The sequence below is a fragment of the Arthrobacter nitrophenolicus genome (assembly GCF_045833485.1).
Lineage (GTDB): Bacteria > Actinomycetota > Actinomycetes > Actinomycetales > Micrococcaceae > Arthrobacter > Arthrobacter nitrophenolicus.
Genome location: NZ_CP174504.1, coordinates 566,189 through 582,988 on the forward strand (window position 1 = coordinate 566,189; position 16,800 = coordinate 582,988).

Here is a 16,800-nt window from a genome sequence, read left to right on the forward strand (position 1 = left end):
CATGACTGACATGTTCCTCGAGAAGTTCCGCGCGCTTGTTCCGAAGTATCTCGAGGATGAATGGCAGGAAGCGGACGGGCTGTCCGAGGAGGAGCTGGACAAGGCCCTGGCCGAGCACCAGTTCCAGATCCCGCTGGTGCTGCGCGAGTTCTACCTGGCGCTGGGCGGCTGCGAGGACCTCATGGAGGCCTACCACTACTTCTGGGACCCGGACGAGCTCGAAGTGGACGACGAGGGATTCCTCATGTTCCTCGAGGATGAGGACGAGGAGTACACCTGGGGCTTCCGCGTGGGCGACCTCAGCGTCCCGGATCCCATCGTCTACCGCCGGAACAATGCCCGCGGCCAGTGGAAGTCCGAAGAGGGCACGTTCTCGGAGTTCGTGTTCGACATGTTCGAGTGGGCCTTCGAGGACGACGAGCACGAGGACTAGGGCTTTCAACTCTTTTGGCGCCCACTCCCCGCGGCGATGCTGGGGCACTTTGACACGGACACGCCGTGCTCCGGGCCTGGTTCCCCGTTTGTGCCTGCCAAAGTGCCCCACGACGGCGGCACTCAGCAGGGATTGAAGGCTCCCCGCCGGCTCTGCTCCAGCACGGCCAGTACCTGGGCCACCATGCGCTCCGGCTGATGGACGACGTCGGCGTACCCGAACCGAAGGCAGAGGAGTCCACCGATAACGGTGGCATTGTTGCGTGCCCGGTCTTTCTTGACCTGCTTGGGCTCCAGGTGCGTGACGCCGTCCGTCTCCACCACCAGGCACTCCTCAATCAGGAAGTCCACTTCGCCCACGCCGGGAACCTGGACATGCCGCCGGACATGCAGGCCAGCCCTCCGGAAGTGGTAGTTGGCCAGCATCTCCAGAAGCGAGTCCGCGCGAGGAATCACGTAGTCCAGGACGGCCCTGGCGCGCGCGTTGCGGTTGCCAGGAAGCTTGCGCCGCAGGAAGTCCAGGGTGACATCGCCCTGCTGAAGTGGGGTTTGCACCAAGACCAGCGCCTCGATCTCAGGCAAGCAGTGCAGGGCATGGATCAGGACATCGGCCAAACCCGCAACCGGCAGCAGCGGGTGGACCCGGTGAAGGAGGCGGCCGTGGGTCAGTGTTCCCGGAACCGTCTTCTTGTGGCCCGGGCTCAGATGCGCCACCTCAGCCTCCCGCAGGGCCCACAGCCCATAGATTGGCGCCGCCGACAGACAGGTCAGCCGTGCATTATGCCGCAGCGCCAATCCCAGTGCCCCTCCTTCATCCGGCAGGCTGTAGATGCCGCGGCGGACCCGCGTTATCTGGTTGGCCTCGAGTGCTTTCGCCACCCGTGTCCTGGAATATCCGGCTTTGGCAAGGGCGGCTGTGCGGGCGGCGCCACCCCGCCGGCGGAGGAAAGTGTCAATGTCCATGAAGCCACGGTGGCCGGACCACCGGCTCTCGGGCAGTCCGGAGCTGCCGTAAGTGGACAAGCACCGGTCGCGGGGCACATTGACACGGACACACCGGGATATTGGATCCCGGGTCCAAATCACGGGCTGAATGTGCCCCATGACGGTCGGCGGGAGGCGCCGAAAACACTGTGACACCGCCAGTAAATTATCGCTTGCCTTTTGTGACAGATCTGTCATAGACTGTTTCCGGATCCGCTAAACGCCTCCGGCGGATCTGATGCGAACGGAGAGATAGTCCCGGTTCACAGCAATGCAAGTTGCCGCGGACCGGGGCTATCCCGTTTAACCGGCGCTACCGGATTGTGGGTCGGCAGCGCCGGAAAAGCAGAAGCCCGGCGCCTGGGGGGAGCCGGGCTTCTGCCATGGAAACTGGCTGGTGCGGGATCTAGCTGGCGCGGTCCACCACGGCCAGCGCAAAGTTGCTCAGCGACTCCTTGACCACGCCCTCAGGCAGCGGCGCCAGCGCGGCGATCGCCTCGTTGGCCCATTTCCGGGCCACGACCCAGGACTCGGCCGTCACGGGGTGCGCGCGCAGCCCGGCCACGGCTTCGGCCAGCGCCTCGTCCGAGCTCAGGTCCCCGTCCACCAGCTTGAGAAGTTCGACGGCGGACTGGTCGCCGTCCGCGGCAGCCTTGCGCAGGAGCAGCACGGGGAGGGTGGGAACACCTTCGCGGAGGTCCGTTCCGGGCGATTTGCCGGACTTGACCTTGACCCCGGTGACGTCGATGACATCGTCGGCGAGCTGGAAGGCCACGCCCACCTTCTCGCCGTATTCCACCAGCACGGCTTCGTAGGCGGGATCGGCCTGGGCAAAGATGGCGCCGAGCTGGCCGGACGCCGCAACCAGCGAACCGGTCTTGTCAGCGATCACCGAGAGGTAGTGCTCCACCGGGTCCTCGTCCGGCCGCGGGCCCACGGTTTCATGCAGCTGCCCCAGGCAGAGCCGCTCGAAGGTGCGGGCCTGGATACCCAGTGCGCGCGAGCCCAGCTCGGACACCAGGATGGAGGCGCGGGCGAAGATCAGGTCGCCGGTGAGGACCGCCACGGAGTTGCCCCACACCTCGTGGGCCGTGGGGGCACCGCGGCGGAACGGCGCGGAGTCCATGACGTCGTCGTGGTACAGCGTTGCCAGGTGGGTCAGTTCCACCACGACGGCGGCCTGCACCACCGCAGGCAGGGAGGCGTCGCCCAAGTGGGCGCACAGCAGGGTGAGCAGCGGCCGGATGCGCTTGCCGCCGGCCTCCACCAGGTGGCGCGACGTCGCGTCAGCCAGCGGGTCCGAGTTGGCAATGGCCTCGCGGAGCTTCTTCTCCACCTTGGCCAGGTTGTTGGTGATGGCCGGGCCCAGTTCTGCATCTTCGGCGATGGCGGCGAATCCCGCGGGGAGCTGGAGTCCGGTGGCAATGGCGCTGGTGTTGAGGCTTGGTTCAGCGTCGGTCATGCCGTGTCCGGCGTGGGTCCAGCTGTGCTCTGCGGGTTTGGTCACGGGTTAACCCTAACTTTTTGTTGCGGATACCGCTGATTGGATGCTGCCGGGGTGGGCGATGTATTGGATGTGGCCGGGACAAGCGACTCGAGGACCCGGATCACCCGGTCCTCGAAGCCCTTCGCGGACGGGTCCGTCAGGTTGGCCAGCAGCCGCACCACGAACCGCATCAGCACCGGGATGGGCATGCCGGTACGCAGTGCGAGCTTCATGACCACAGGCTTGCCGATCAGCGCGGCGAACACCCGGCCCAGGGTGAAGTGGGAGCCCCACTGGCCCCGCACGTAGTCCGCGTAGCGCGCCAGGTGCGCGTCGGCGTCGTACGTTCCGCCCGAGGAGGCAAGGCGGGCGGAGGCGTCGATGATGAACTCGGCGGCGAAGCGTGCGGACTCCATCGCGTAGGAGATGCCCTCGCCGTTGAACGGCGAGACCATGCCGCCGGCGTCGCCCAGGAGGAGCAGGCCGGGTGAGTAATGCGGGGTGCGGTTGAAGCCCATGGGCAGGGCGGCGCCGCGGATCTCGCCCACTTGGTTTTCGGGCGTGAAGCCCCAGTCGGCGGGCATGCCGGCGGTCCATTCGCGCAGGACCTGCTTGTAGTCGAGCTTGCCGAATTCCTTCGAGGAGTTCAGGATGCCGAGGCCCACGTTGGAGGTCCCGTCGCCGACGCCGAACACCCAGCCGTAGCCGGGCAGCAGCTTGCCGTCCCGGCCGGGAAGCTCCAGCCAGCCTTCCATCCAGTCGTCGTCCGTGCGCGGGGAGGTGAAGTAGGTGCGGACCGCCACGCCAAGCGGCCGGTCGTCACGCTTCCGGATGCCGAGGGACACAGCGGTGCGCGTGGAGTTGCCGTCCGCAGCGAGTACGACGTCGGCAGGAAAGTCGCGCGTCTCCCCCGTCTTGCGTCCGGACTCGTCCAAAAGCGCTGCGCGGACACCGGTCACGCGGCCGTCTTCCGCATGCAGGGCATCAGTGACGCTGTGCCGCTCGAGGATGGTGGCACCCGCGGCCTGGGCGTGGCGGGCCAGTTCCTCGTCGAAGCCCAGCCGGGTGCGGATCAGGCCGTACTGCGGGAAGTCGGACACCTCCGGCCACGGCAGCTCGATGGTCCGGCCGCCGGCGATCAACCGCAGGCCCTTGTTCCGGCGCCAGCCGTCGTTCTCTGGGTGCGGCAGGCCAAGCTTTTGGATCTCCCGGACGGCGCGCGGGGTCAGCCCGTCGCCGCAGACCTTCTCCCGTGGAAACGACGTCTTTTCCAGGACCGTGACCTCGAGCCCGGCCCTGGCGAGGTAATACGCAGCGGTGGATCCGGCCGGACCCGCACCGACAATCAGTACCTTCACGCCGGTCAGCGGGTGATGTTGCGGCGGAGCTTGGCCACCGGGCCCTTGTGCGCTGCGATGGCGGCAGCAGCGCCGTCGGGCGTCCTGTCGGCCGCCTTGAAGGCGCGGTGCACCGCCACGATCCCGCCCGTGAGGTTGCGGTAGGTAACGTTTTCCCAGCCGGCGTCCTGCAGCCACGCTGCCAGGTGGTCCTGGTCCGGCCAGGCGCGGATGGACTCGGCAAGGTAGACGTAGGCGTCAGGGTTGGAGGCAACCTTCACCGCGATGGCCGGAAGCGCGCGCATAAGGTACTCGGTGTACATGGTGCGCCAGAGCGGAACCACGGGCTGGGAGAACTCGGCGATGACCAGGCGGCCGCCGGGCTTGGTGACGCGGAGCATCTCCTGAAGTGCCTTCTTGGGTTCGTTCACGTTGCGGAGACCAAACGAAATGGTGGTGGCGTCAAACGTGTTGTCAGCGAACGGCAGGTTGGTGGCGTCGCCGGCGATGAAGTTGATGTCCGGGCGGCGGCGCTTGCCCACCTTGAGCATTCCGAGGGAGAAGTCGCACGCGACGACGTCTATGCCTGCATCGGCATATGGCTCGCTGGAGGTGCCGGTTCCGGCGGCCAGGTCCAGGACGCGCTGGCCCTTGGACACTTCCATCGCTTCCACCACAACCTTGCGCCAGCGGCGGGTCTGCCCCATGGACAGGACATCGTTGACAACGTCGTACTTCGGTGCGACGTCGTCAAACATGGTGGCTACTTCGTCCGGACGCTTATCCAAGGATGCTCGGTTCACCATGTCATTGTCTCAAATGTTCGGCTGGCCCCGGACCACCGGCCCTGTGACTCCCGGCCCTTCCCCCGATGCCCTATGATCCCTCCCCAAGCCGGCTTTGCGGTCGGGAGTAGTGTTGTCTCATCATGACGAGCACGATCCGCACCCTGACAGTCCCCCTGGATGGCACCGCATTCCCCGGGGGGCTGCCTTCGTTTCTGGTGCGGGACGATGTCCTTTGCTGGACCCGCCGCGAGGCCGGCCTGGCAGGCTTCGGCGAGATCGCCCGCTTCACGGCCACCGGCCCGGAACGGTTCCTCGAGGCCGACATCTGGTGGCGGCACCTGGTGATCGAAGCCGACGTCACCGACCACGTGGAGTTGCCCGGCACCGGCCCGGTGGCCTTCGGGTCCTTCGCCTTCTCCAAGACCTCCGCGCACGAGTCCCGGCTGATCGTGCCGGAAGTCGTGGTGGGCGTCCGGGACAGCCAGGTCTGGGTCACCCAGCTGACGCTCGGCGACGGCGAGCTCACCGAACAGAGCGCCCTCGCCGCCCTGGACCGCTGGCTCGGCAGCGGCTCCGCGGACACCCCGGCAGCCTTCGCTACCGTCACGACGGCGGCAGCGGACTCCGCCACGGAAGCGCAGCAGGGCGCCGTTCCCGGCCGGGCGGGCGCCGCCGTCGTCCGTCCCCTCCCCCTGGCAGCAGGCGCAACACTCCACACCGGGTCCCTCAGCGAGGAAGCCTGGATGGAGGCGGTAACCGCAGGGGTTGCCGAAATCCGCACCGGGGCGCTGGAGAAACTGGTGCTTGCCCGCGACGTGGTGGCCACCATCCCCACCGGCGTGAACGCGGCGAAGGTGCTGCGCGAACTGGCCGCGCGGTACCGCGAATGCTGGACCTACGGGGTGGACGGGCTGGTGGGCGCCACACCGGAGATGCTCATCCAGGTGGAGGGCCGGACAGCCCAGGCGCGCGTGCTGGCCGGAACGCTGGACCGGCGCGACGCGCACGGCGAGGACGGGCTGCCGATGGACTACGCCACGCGGGTGCTGGCCGGATCCGAGAAGCAGCGGCACGAGCACGAGATTGCCATCCAGTCGCTCACCAAGCAGCTGGCGCCGTTCTCGGAGGCCATGAACGCGCACGATGAGCCCTTCATCCTTGAGCTGCCCAACGTCTGGCACCTGGCCTCCGACGTCAAGGCCGAACTCACCGAAGTGGAAGGCCACGTCCCCACCTGCCTGGCGCTGATCAACGCACTGCACCCCACCGCGGCCGTGTGCGGAACACCCACGCAGGTGGCCGGCGCGCTGATCCGCAAGCTGGAGCACCTGGACCGCGGCCCGTACGCAGGTCCGGTGGGCTGGCTGGATGCGGCGGGGAACGGCGAGTGGGGCATTGCCCTCCGCGGCGCCGTGATCGAGGGGCCGGAGACAGTCCGGCTGTACGCCGGCTGCGGCATCGTGGACGGTTCCCAGCCTGAGGCGGAGCTGGCTGAAACGTGGGCCAAGTTCCGCCCGATGCTGGAGTCGCTCGGCATCAGCAGCTGAGCTGGCCATCCGAGCCCGAGTCGGGAATAGCAGACAACTTCGTGCCCGATACGCTTGATTTCTTGTGTGGTTTAGTTATCCAATAGTGAAACTAAGTTTCCTGTGATGCACATCTCATAATCGGCGCTACACTATGAACCGATTTAGAACCGCATACCCCTGCAACAAAAGGTAAAGAAATATGCAGCTCAAGTCCCTGGCCACGGCCAAGATCACCGCCAAGGCAGCAGCAGTCTTCGCCGTCGGCGCCCTTACCCTCACGGCGTGCGGTGGCGGCAGTTCCACGCCGGCCGCGTCCGAAGGCGGCATCCAGCTGATCAACGCAGGCAAGCTCACGGTCTGCTCCGACATCCCCTACGAGCCGTTCGAGTTCGAAAAGGACGGCCAGACGGTCGGCTACGACATCGACATTGCCAAGGAAGTTGCCAAGGACCTCGGCGCAGAACTCAGCATCGTGGACAGCTCCTTCGAAGCAATCGAAACCGGCACCGCCCTGACCCAGTGCGACCTGGGCATCTCCTCGATCTCCATCACGGACACCCGCAAGTCCGTCATGGACTTCTCCACCCCGTACCTCGACGACGACCTGGCCCTGGTTGCCAGCGAGGACTCGGGCATCAGCAGCCTGGACGATGCCAAGGGCAAGAAGGTGGGCGTGCAGCAGGCCACCACCGGCGCCGACTACGCGCAGGAACAGGGCCTTGAGGCGCAGCAGTTCGAGGACACCGGCCTCCTGGTCCAGGCCCTCCAGGCCGGCACCATCGATGCCGCCTTGGGCAACCAGTCAGTCCTTGGCTACGCCATCAAGGACGACCCCAAGTTCAAGAGCGTTGAGGATTTTGCCACCGGCGAGCAGCTGGGCATCTCCGTGAAGAAGGGCAACACCGCGATGCTGGAGAAGGTCAACGGCACGCTTGAGCGCCTGGAAGAGGACGGCTCGCTGGAGAAGTTCAAGACCACCTGGTTCGGCGAAACCGCCAAGTAGCCAGAGCGCGGGCCTGAGGCATCCCTGGCCTCCACGCCCTCGCGGCCCTGAGAACCACGCAGTTGGGGCCCCGGACACGCTGTTCTGCAGTCCGGGGCCCCAGCCACGCATAATGAATGTGAGCACCCCATGGCAATGACCGCACGTCAACGCGCCAGAGTAAGCCTGTACGTCCAGGCCGGAATCTTTGTAGTGGCCATCGCCGCCCTGATCCTGGCCACCGACTGGGAAACCATCGGCAACAGCGTCTTCAACTTCGCCAAAATCGGCCCGATGTTCCCGGGCATCTTCGTCACCGGCCTGGTCAACACCCTGATCTATACGTTCCTGGGCTTCATCGTGGGCCTATCCGGCGGCTTGCTGCTGGCCCTGATGAAGCTGTCCAGCTTCCCCCTCTACCGCTGGATCGCCACCGGCTACATCGAATTCTTCCGCGGCATCCCGGCCCTGCTGGTGTTCATCGCCTTCGGCTACGGTGTCCCCCTGGCCTTCGGCGTCTCGTGGAACGTCACCGTGATCGTGATGATCTCGCTGGGCATGGTGGCCTCGGCCTACATCGCCGAGACCCTGCGCGCCGGCCTGCAGGCTGTGCCCAAGGGCCAGATGGAAGCCGCCCGGTCGCTGGGCATGCCGCAGTGGCGGGCCATGGTGACCATCGTGATCCCGCAGGCGTTCAAGATCGTCCTGCCGCCGCTGACCAACGAAATCATCCTGCTGACCAAGGACTCCTCGCTGATCTACGTCCTGGGCCTGACCGCCTCGCAGTACGAGCTCACCAAGTTCGGCCGCGACGGCATCTCCAGCCTGGGCGCCGGCCTGACGCCGCTCCTGGTCGCCGGCGCCTTCTACCTGGTCATCACCATCCCCCTGAGCCTCCTGGCCCGGAAGTTCGAAAGCCGCTCCGCGCGGACCAAGCGATAGGCAGGGAAGCCATGAACGACGTCGTACATCCCGCCGGCAGCACCGGCACCATCCACGCGGCAGGCGTATCCATCAAGGACCTGCGCAAGGCCTACGGCTCCAACGAGGTCCTGAAGGGGATCAGCCTGGACGTGGCACCGGGCGAGGTGGTGTGCCTGATCGGCCCCTCTGGGTCGGGCAAGTCCACCCTGCTCCGCTGCGTCAACCTGCTGGAGCAGCCCAACCAGGGGAGCATCCACGTGGGCGGCTTCGAGGCCACCGATCCGGACGTGGACATCGACAAGATGCGCCGCAAGGTGGGCATGGTGTTCCAGCAGTTCAACCTGTTCCCGCACCTGGACGCCAAGAAAAACTGCTCCATCGCCCAGACCAAGGTCCTCAAGCGCTCCCAGGCGGAGGCGGACAAGGTGTCCATGCACAACCTGGAGCGCGTGGGCCTGGGGCACCTGGCCGACCGTTTCCCTGACCAGCTCTCCGGCGGCCAGCAGCAGCGCGTGGCGATCGCCCGTGCCCTGAGCATGAACCCGGAGCTGATGCTCTTCGACGAGCCCACGTCCGCCCTGGACCCCGAGACGGTGGGCGATGTCCTCTCCGTCATGCGGAACCTGGCCAAGGAGGGCATGACCATGCTGGTGGTCACGCACGAGATGGGCTTTGCCCGCGAAGTGGCCGACCGCGTGGTCTTCATGGACGGCGGCGTGGTGGTGGAGGAAGGTGCGGCCGAGCATGTCATCAGCGCCCCCACCCAGCCGCGCACCAAGGAGTTCCTGCGCCGCGTGCTCGATCCCACGCACATCGAGATCGAAGAGTAGGCCCTCCCCGCTTTTCGCCACGCACAGTCCCCGGCGCTACGGATTTCCGCAGCGCCGGGGATTTTGAGCGTCACGGGGCACGCTGCGCCTCGCTTTTGGGCGATACGTACGACGGCGGCACGCGCCTTTCGTGGGGCCATTTACTTCCGCGGTGCCCGGGCACACAATAGGTCCCACCACAGCCCTGGCTCAGCAGCGCGCTGCCCGTCCGGCCGCCGTCCCCACCCGGCGGCGCATCCAGGAGCGCAGACATGAATTTTCAGTCCCCACGACCTCCGGCGGCAGTCTCCGAGCGTGCCGCGCGGCTGGCATCGGTGCCCTCGTTCCAGCGGGTCGACTCCTTCATCCGGCGGTACCTCAACCCGGGGAAGGACCAGCGCACCGTCTGCGACTTCACGTTCGGCAACCCCCACCAGATGCCGCCGGACCGCTACGTCAACACCCTGCGGGATGCCCTGGTTCCCCGCGATGACCAGTGGTTCGCCTACAAAACGAACGTGGAGTCGGCGCAGGAGGCCGCCGCGCAGTCCCTTGGACGCCTGCTCGACGTGCCCTTCAGGACAGAGGACATCTTCCTCACCACCGGCGGCTTCGCGGCAATCGCCCTGGCCCTGAAGACCGTGGCGGACCCCGGCGACGAGGTGGTCTACAGCCTGCCGCCATGGTTCCTGTACGAGCCGCTGATCCTCGAAGCCGGCCTGGTGCCTGTGAAGGTGAAGGTCAGCACCGCCACGTTCGACCTGGACCTCGCTGCCGTCGAAGCGGCCATCACGGAGCGGACGCGGGTGGTCATCGTCAATTCGCCCAACAATCCCACCGGCCGGATCTATCCCCCGGAGCTGCTGCGCCGGCTCGCCGATCTGCTCGAGAGTGCGTCGGCAAGGATCGGGCGGCGCATCTACCTCATCTCGGACGAGGCCTACAACCGCATTGTGTTCGACGGCGCGCGCTTCCACAGCCCTGCGGAGTACTACCCGTACACGCTGCTGGCCTATTCCTACGGCAAGACCCACCTCTCCCCCGGCCAGCGGGTGGGGTACCTTGCCCTGCCGCCGGCCATGCCGCACCGGGAGGAGATGGCACCGGCCATCAGCGGGCTGCAGGTGGCGATGGGCTGGGTCTACCCCAATGCGCTGCTGCAGCACGCGCTTCCCGAGCTGGAGAAGTTCTCCATCGACGTCGGCCAGCTGGAACGGCGCAGGGACCGCCTGGTGGACGCACTCGGCAGCATGGGCTACCGCATGCAGCCGCCGGAGGGCACGTTCTACCTGTTCGTGACTACCCCAGGTCCGGACGACGAAGCCTTCACCGAGTCCCTCGCCCGCCGCGACGTCTTCGTTTTCCCGGGCACCCTGTTCGAGACGCCCGGGTTTTTCCGGATGTCCCTGACAGCCAACGAGGACATGATCGAGCGGAGCCTGCCCACATTCGAGGCAGCGATCAAGGAAAGCAGGAGCGGAACATGAGCGGACGGACGTACCCTCCGGGGGTGCCGTGCTTGATCGACACCACCCAGCCGGAAATCGACGCGGCAGCAACCTTCTATGCCGGGCTCTTCGGCTGGACGTTCAGGGAGGCAGCTCCGGGCGGCGGAACGGACCGCTACCTGGTGGCCCAGCTGGACGGCGCGGAGGTCGCAGGGATCGCCAGCGGCCGCGAGGATCCAACGGCGTGGAGCACCTACATCGCGGTCGGGGACGCGGACGCCGCGGTGGACCGGCTGGTCGCTGCCGGTGCTGTACTGCGGGCGCCGGCAACGGATGCGGGCGAGGACGGACGCAGTGCGGCGCTGGCAGACCCGGAGGGCGTGGAATTCCGCCTCTGGCAGCCGAAGCGGCAGGGCGGGGCGCAGTCCGTCAACCAGCCCGGGACGTGGAACTTCAGCGACCTCCACACACGCAACCCGGAGGCGGCTATCGGCTTCTACCAGGGCGCGTTCGGCTGGCAGGTGGACAAGGTGGGCTTCGGCGCGGACAACGCCGACTTCGGGCTGATGGTCCGCGTGCCCGGATACGGCGAGTTCCTTGAAAAGACAGTCGACCCGGACATCAGGGCACGGCAGTCCGAATTCGCGGCTCCACCCGGCTTCGCGGACGCCGTCGCCTGGATCGTGCCCATTGCAGCCGGCCGGACGCCGCACTGGCACGTCACGTTTGCTGTGGCCGACCGGGACCGGACGGCCCTCGACGCCGAACGGCTCGGCGCCCAGGTGCTCCGGCAGGACGATACGGGGTGGACGCGCGAGGCCCTGATCCGGGACCCGCAGGGGGCTGTCTTCACCGCAAGCCAGTTCACGCCGCCAACGGGCTGATAGGCCCGGCAGGAAAACCTAAGGGACCAGTACTCCCACCACAGCGGCAGCCACGGCGTCCTTGATCCGCGCGTGCAGCTGCCGCAGGGAATGACGGTCGGTGCGGACTTCCACGATGGTGCGTCCGGACACGGGCCGGGCGAGCGCCTCGGCGAGTCCCGCCGTCGTGCCCACCACCGAATGCCCGACGCCGTACGCCGCGGCGAGTGCCGCGATGTCCACCGAGTGCGGGGTTGCGAAGAGGCGTTCGACGGCGTCTCCGTACTTTCCGCCTTCCTCCACCGCGCCGTGCTCGAGCAGCCCGAAGATGGCGCCGCCGGCATCGTTGAGCACCACCATCCGCAGGTCCGGCTGCTCCTCCCCGGCCCCGAGGAGGAGGCCGCCGGCGTCGTGCAGGAAGGTGACGTCGCCCAGCAGGACAGTGGTTTCCTGCCTTCCGCCCAGCGCGATGCCCGTGGCGGTGGAGATGGTGCCGTCGATCCCGGCAAGGCCACGGTTGGCGTACACGGTGGCGGACGGCTCCGGCGCTGGCAGGCCGGCCAGGTCTACGTCGCGGATGCCATTCGACGAGCCCAGCAGCAACTGCCCGCGCGCGTGCCGCCACACCAGCGCACCCACCGAAGGACCGGTAGCTGCTGCCTCCGCGGCCAGGACACCGTCCAGGGCGTGCTGCGCGGCGGATCCGGCGAGCAGCCAGGTATCAAGCCACGCGGAGGTGCCGCGGCCGGCGAAGTCGGCGAGGTCGGACAGGTTCTCCAGCGGCAGTTCGGTGCGCCGGCCGGGCTCGTACCAGGCCACCGGGACGGGCTGGTACAGGGCGGACTGGACCTCGGGCCGGGCCAGCAGGGCAGCCACCGGGCGGGAAAGGGTGGGCCGGCCGAACAGCACCACGCGTTCAATGGGCTGCGTGGAATCCGGCCCGAAATGTTCCAGCAGCAGCCGGTACGGGCCTACGGCGTTAGGGCCAAACCGGGAGTTGGACGACGGCTCGGCGAGCAGCGGGAGGTTGTGGGCGCGGGCGAAGGCTTCGGCCACGGGACCGGCGTCGTGCCCGGCCAGGACCACTGTGCGCCGTTCCGGCAACTCATCAGCCACCGGGGGCAGGTTCATGACCAGCGGCTCTGTCCCGATCCGGTAGCGCTGCCGCTCCACCGCCGTCGGGAGCCCTTCGTCCGGGGATGGCACCAGCGGATCCCGGAACGCGAGGTTGAGCTGCACCGGCCCGGGCGGGATCTCGGCGAAGGCGCCGGTGGCCGCGGAAAGCCCGGTCTGGATGGCACGTTCGGGATCGCTGCCCGCGGGGACGTCCGCCGCGAACCGGACCTGTTCGCCGAAGAGGTCCGGCTGGACGGTGGTCTGGTTGGCGCCCGTTCCACGGAGTTCGTCCGGTCTGTCAGCGGACAGGACGATCAGCGGGACGGCGGCGTGGTTGGCTTCCATCACCGCAGGCAGCAGGTTTCCGACGGCGGTCCCGGACGTGGTCAGGACGGCGGCAGGGGAACCGGTGGACAGGGCAAGGCCCAGGGCCGTGAAGCCGGCGACGCGCTCGTCGATCCTGACCAGCAGTTCCACCCGGCCCGCTGCGGACGCCTCAGCCAGCGCATACGCCATGGGGGCCGACCGGGAACCGGGCGAAACCACCACGTGCCGCACCCCGCCGTCGAGCAGCGTTCCGACGGCGACCCGCGCCGCCGCGAGGGCGGTGAGCTCAGGGGCGGTGTCCGTAGCGTCGGGGGCAGAATCGTTCAGCGAAGTCACCAAACCAGTCTGCCACCCCCTCCCTCCCTGCGTTGCCCTATCACTTATGGTTCCCAAACAGAGGTTTTGAGGACCAATAGTGATAGGGCAACGGGTGGGGCTAGGCGCGGATGGGGAAGACCTGGATCACGGACGGACGCGGGGCGCGCGCCTGGCCGGGAGCCGGCGTCGTGCCTGCCGCAACGTAGTCCGGGAAGAAGGACACCTGGTTCTCGAAGGTGCCGTCCTCGCCCGGGTGCTGCACGGCGACGAACACGCTGCGCTCCTCGTCATGGATGATGGGGCCGCAGGTCTCGGCGTCGCGCGGGACGGCGAGGAACTGCTCGACCTTGCCGCGCTCGGCGCCCTCCAGCGTGACCTTGAACAGGCCGTCCGCCCGGCCGATGCCGGAGGGGGCGCCGTCGGTCGAGATCCAGAGGTTGCCGACGGAGTCGAACGCCAGGTTGTCCGGGCAGGAGATGGGCGAGACCTTGTCCACCGGGAAGCCGGAGAAGTAGGTGACGTCGCCCTGGGCCGGATCGCCGCAGACCATCAGCAGGTTCCAGGTGAAGGCTGTGGAGGTCTGGTCGCCGGTTTCGGTGATCTCCACAATGTGGCCGTCGCGGTTCTGGTTGCGCGGGTTGACCTCGTTGGCGCCCTCGTTCGTGCCGGTGCCGCGGTTGGAGTTGTTGGTGCAGGCCACGTAGACCTTGCCCGTGTGCAGGCTCGGCTGCACGTCCTCGGCGCGGTCCATCTTGGTGGGGCCCACTTTGTCGGCGGCCAGGCGGGTGTACACCAGGACCTCTTCCACGGACATGCCCGGCACGGCGGACTTGCCGTCAAGCACCAGCGGGAGCCACTCGCCGGTGCCGTCGAAGGCGCCGTCGGAGGGGACTGCGCCGGTGCCGGTGATTTCGGCGGCGGGCGAGTTGCCGGTGAACTTCGCCACGTAGAGGCTGCCGGCGGACAGGAGGGTCATGTTGTGCTTGCGGTCGCCCTCGCGGTACTTGTCCTTGGACACGAACTTGTACAGGTAGTCGAAGCGCTCGTCATCGCCGGAGTAGGCCACCACGTGCCCGGACTTGGCGATGATGACGTTGGCGCCCTCGTGCTTGAAGCGGCCCAGCATGGAGTGCTTCTTCGGGGTGGAGGTGGGGTCGAACGGGTCCACCTCCACGATCCAGCCGAAGCGGTTGGCTTCGTTCTCGTAGCCGGGGTTGCGGGTGTCCCAGCGCGGTTCGTCCAGTTCCCATTGGCGGGCGGTGGGCTTGGACGTGATGCCGTAGCGCTTGTCGCCGGCGGACGTGCCGTTGCCCACGAAGTAGCCCTGGAAGTTTTCCTCACCGGACAGGATGGTGCCCCACGGGGTGGTGCCGCCGGCGCAGTTGCCCAGGGTGCCCTTGATGAAGCGGCCGGCGGGGTCTTCCACGGTTTTGACCAGGGCGGAGCCGGCGGCGGGACCCGTGAGCTCGTACACCGTCGAGTTCAGGAAGCGGCGGTTCAGTTCCGCACCCTTGACGTAGGTCCACGGCTTGTTCTTGTTCTGGCGCTCCAGCTCCACCACGGACAGGCCGTGTGCGGCTGCCCCCACAGCGCGCACCTGGTCTGCCGGCATGGTGGGCGGGAACATGATGGCGTCGTTGGTGTACTCGTGGTTCGAGAACAGCACGGCGCGGCGGCCCTTGCTGCCCGGGATTTCCAGGATGTCCGTGTAGTCGTTGTTGTAGCCGAACTGCTTCTCCTGCGCCGCCGCCGTCTGGTTGGCCAGGTCGAACTCCGGGGCCTCGTTGAACATGGGGTCGCCCCAGCGGATGACCGGCTGCCAGGTGAAGCCGTCCGGAACGGTGACGGCGTCAACCATCGCGTCGATGGACGGGATGGCGGTGAACTGGAGCTTGGACTTGCCGAAGCCTTCCTTGGCTGCCTTGGACAGTCCGGCCGCGGAGGCGGAATCGGCGGAGGTTACCGCTGAACCGAGGACGACAGCGAGCGCACCGGCGGCGCCGAAGCCCAGGGCGGCGCGGCGGGACATGGTGGCGGAGGCAATGTCGCGGAAGTAGCTGTTGGAGCTGGTGTTGCAGACGTCGCCGGCGCAGGCGTTGTCGCACTTCAGGGCGCAGGTGACGGCACTACGCTTGCCCTTGGTATGGCCGAGCATCGGCAGCAGCGTGAATTTGCGGGTGGGCGTTTCAGACATGAGGGTGCCTTCCAAAATGTTCCTCTGGGGTCCGTGCCACCCTGTCAGGTGCTTTCTACGGGGAAACGTCAGACAGGTGAAGCCAGGGTTAACCGCATGTGACCTGCAGGAATGTTGCTCGAGTGGGAGAGCGTCCCGGGGGAAGCCGCGGGTAGTGGGAGAGCGTCTCAGGCGGCGAGGACGGCGTGGACCCGGCGCAGCCGGGCCAGCCACCACTCCCGCCGCTCCGCGGAGGCCGCGTACCGCTCCAGCAGCCCGGGATCGGCCGCAACGTCGCGCACGCGGATGGCGCCGTCGTCGGCCGTCAGGGGGTCCAGGGTGACGTCGGACTCGAACAGGGACACCGTCCCGAGTCCGCACGCATACGGCAGTTCGGGCAGTGCGGCGGCCAGAGCGAGGCCGGCGCGGATGCCCACCGAGGTGTCCAGTGCGGAGCTGACGACGGCGGGCAGGCCGGCCTGCGCCACGATGTCCAGGGCGCGCCGCACTCCCCCGAGCGGCGCCACTTTGACCACCACGAGGTCGGCGGCGCCGGCACGGGCCACGCGGAGCGGGTCGTCCTCCTTGCGGACGCTTTCGTCGGCGGCGATCAGCACAGGGGTGCCGGCGGCCCGCAACTGCGCGCGCACTTCCGCGAGGCCCTCGATGGTGGGCACCGGCTGTTCCGCGTATTCGAGCCCGACGGCGGACAGCCGGGTGAGTGCCTCGACGGCCGTGGGCACGTCCCATCCGCCGTTGGCGTCCACGCGCAGGGCCGCATCCGGCAGGGCGGCCCGGACGGCGGCGAGGCGGGCAACGTCGTCGTCGAGGGTATGGCCCTGCTCGGCCACCTTGACCTTGACGGCGTCCACCCGCCCGAACCGGGCCAGCACCTCCGGCACCCGGTCCGCCGGAACAGCAGGTACGGTGGCGTTCACCGGGATGGACGTCCGCAGCGGCGCGGGGAACCCGAGCCAGGCGGCTTCGATGGCGGAGGCAAGCCAGCGGGAGGCCTCGGCGTCGCCGTACTCGGGGAACGGACAGAACTCACCCCACCCGGCCGGGCCCTGCAGCAGCAGCGATTCACGCTCCAGGATGCCCCGGAACTTTACCCGCATGGGCAGGCTGACCACGTGTGCGCCGGCCACAAGGTCCTCCAGCGGGGGCAGGTCCGGCAGGGGCGGGGCGGTGGCAGGCATGGCATTTACCCTACCGGCGCTGCGGACCCTGACGCAGGACGGCGGCCAGGTGAGAGGTCTTCAAAACATATCAATATGGATATAT

General features: G+C 67.7%; 14 protein-coding genes. 7 read left to right on the forward strand and 7 right to left on the reverse strand.

The genetic code is table 11. The features are described 5' to 3' along the window. Position 1 precedes the first annotated feature (1 nt). Positions 2-433: an SMI1/KNR4 family protein gene (locus tag ACJJV6_RS02670; protein ID WP_009358867.1), complete on the forward strand. Its 432-nt coding sequence runs from the start codon at positions 2-4 to the stop codon at positions 431-433. A 122-nt stretch (positions 434-555) separates the two neighbouring features. On the opposite strand, the gene ACJJV6_RS02675 is transcribed toward ACJJV6_RS02670, so the two are convergent. The 4 genes from ACJJV6_RS02675 to ACJJV6_RS02690 all read right to left on the reverse strand — a co-directional run bounded on the left by ACJJV6_RS02675 (position 556) and on the right by ACJJV6_RS02690 (position 5,042). Beyond that, entirely contained in the window at positions 556-1,395 is an 840-nt protein-coding gene (locus ACJJV6_RS02675) for a type IV toxin-antitoxin system AbiEi family antitoxin domain-containing protein (protein WP_407709881.1), read from the reverse strand. A gap of 427 nt (positions 1,396-1,822) precedes the next feature. Then, complete coding sequence (locus ACJJV6_RS02680) at positions 1,823-2,923, reverse strand: polyprenyl synthetase family protein (protein WP_407709882.1); 1,101 nt, start codon at positions 2,921-2,923, stop codon at positions 1,823-1,825. Then, a complete protein-coding gene (locus tag ACJJV6_RS02685) occupies positions 2,920-4,260 on the reverse strand; it encodes a geranylgeranyl reductase family protein (protein ID WP_407709883.1) in 1,341 nt (446 codons plus the stop codon). Before ACJJV6_RS02685 ends, ACJJV6_RS02680 begins: the two co-directional genes overlap by 4 nt. Before the next feature lie 5 nt (positions 4,261-4,265). Then, the gene (locus tag ACJJV6_RS02690; protein ID WP_235046978.1) at positions 4,266-5,042 is read right to left on the reverse strand and encodes a demethylmenaquinone methyltransferase; all 777 of its coding nucleotides are present in this window, start codon (positions 5,040-5,042) and stop codon (positions 4,266-4,268) included. 125 nt (positions 5,043-5,167) lie between these two features. Here ACJJV6_RS02690 and ACJJV6_RS02695 point away from each other — a divergent pair, with 125 nt between their 5' ends. From ACJJV6_RS02695 to ACJJV6_RS02720, 6 genes are all read left to right on the forward strand, one after another. Then, entirely contained in the window at positions 5,168-6,574 is a 1,407-nt protein-coding gene (locus ACJJV6_RS02695; RefSeq protein WP_009358862.1) for an isochorismate synthase MenF, read from the forward strand. 181 nt (positions 6,575-6,755) lie between these two features. Further along, positions 6,756-7,559, forward strand: a complete 804-nt coding sequence (locus ACJJV6_RS02700; RefSeq protein WP_133345603.1) for an ABC transporter substrate-binding protein — start codon at positions 6,756-6,758, stop codon at positions 7,557-7,559. A gap of 129 nt (positions 7,560-7,688) precedes the next feature. Beyond that, positions 7,689-8,480, forward strand: coding sequence for an amino acid ABC transporter permease (locus ACJJV6_RS02705; RefSeq protein WP_035753405.1), 792 nt, complete (start codon positions 7,689-7,691; stop codon positions 8,478-8,480). A gap of 11 nt (positions 8,481-8,491) precedes the next feature. After that, positions 8,492-9,292, forward strand: a complete 801-nt coding sequence (locus tag ACJJV6_RS02710; protein ID WP_407709884.1) for an amino acid ABC transporter ATP-binding protein — start codon at positions 8,492-8,494, stop codon at positions 9,290-9,292. Positions 9,293-9,543: 251 nt separating this feature from the next. Further along, positions 9,544-10,758 carry an aminotransferase class I/II-fold pyridoxal phosphate-dependent enzyme gene (locus ACJJV6_RS02715; RefSeq protein ID WP_407709885.1) on the forward strand — a complete coding sequence of 405 codons (1,215 nt, stop codon included), beginning with the start codon at positions 9,544-9,546 and terminating at the stop codon, positions 10,756-10,758. Then, positions 10,755-11,603 (forward strand): VOC family protein, encoded by an 849-nt coding sequence (locus tag ACJJV6_RS02720; protein WP_407709886.1) that lies wholly within the window; start codon positions 10,755-10,757, stop codon positions 11,601-11,603. The genes ACJJV6_RS02715 and ACJJV6_RS02720 overlap by 4 nt, the downstream gene beginning before the upstream one ends. 18 nt (positions 11,604-11,621) lie before the next feature. On the opposite strand, the gene menD is transcribed toward ACJJV6_RS02720, so the two are convergent. From menD to ACJJV6_RS02735, 3 genes are all read right to left on the reverse strand, one after another. Continuing rightward, the gene (menD, locus tag ACJJV6_RS02725; RefSeq protein ID WP_407709887.1) at positions 11,622-13,364 is read right to left on the reverse strand and encodes a 2-succinyl-5-enolpyruvyl-6-hydroxy-3-cyclohexene-1-carboxylic-acid synthase; all 1,743 of its coding nucleotides are present in this window, start codon (positions 13,362-13,364) and stop codon (positions 11,622-11,624) included. 97 nt (positions 13,365-13,461) lie between these two features. Further along, on the reverse strand, positions 13,462-15,537 hold the full coding sequence (locus ACJJV6_RS02730) for a PhoX family protein (RefSeq protein WP_407709888.1): 2,076 nt from the start codon (positions 15,535-15,537) through the stop codon (positions 13,462-13,464). Positions 15,538-15,704: 167 nt separating this feature from the next. After that, positions 15,705-16,715, reverse strand: coding sequence for an o-succinylbenzoate synthase (locus ACJJV6_RS02735; protein WP_009358856.1), 1,011 nt, complete (start codon positions 16,713-16,715; stop codon positions 15,705-15,707). Positions 16,716-16,800 lie beyond the last annotated feature (85 nt).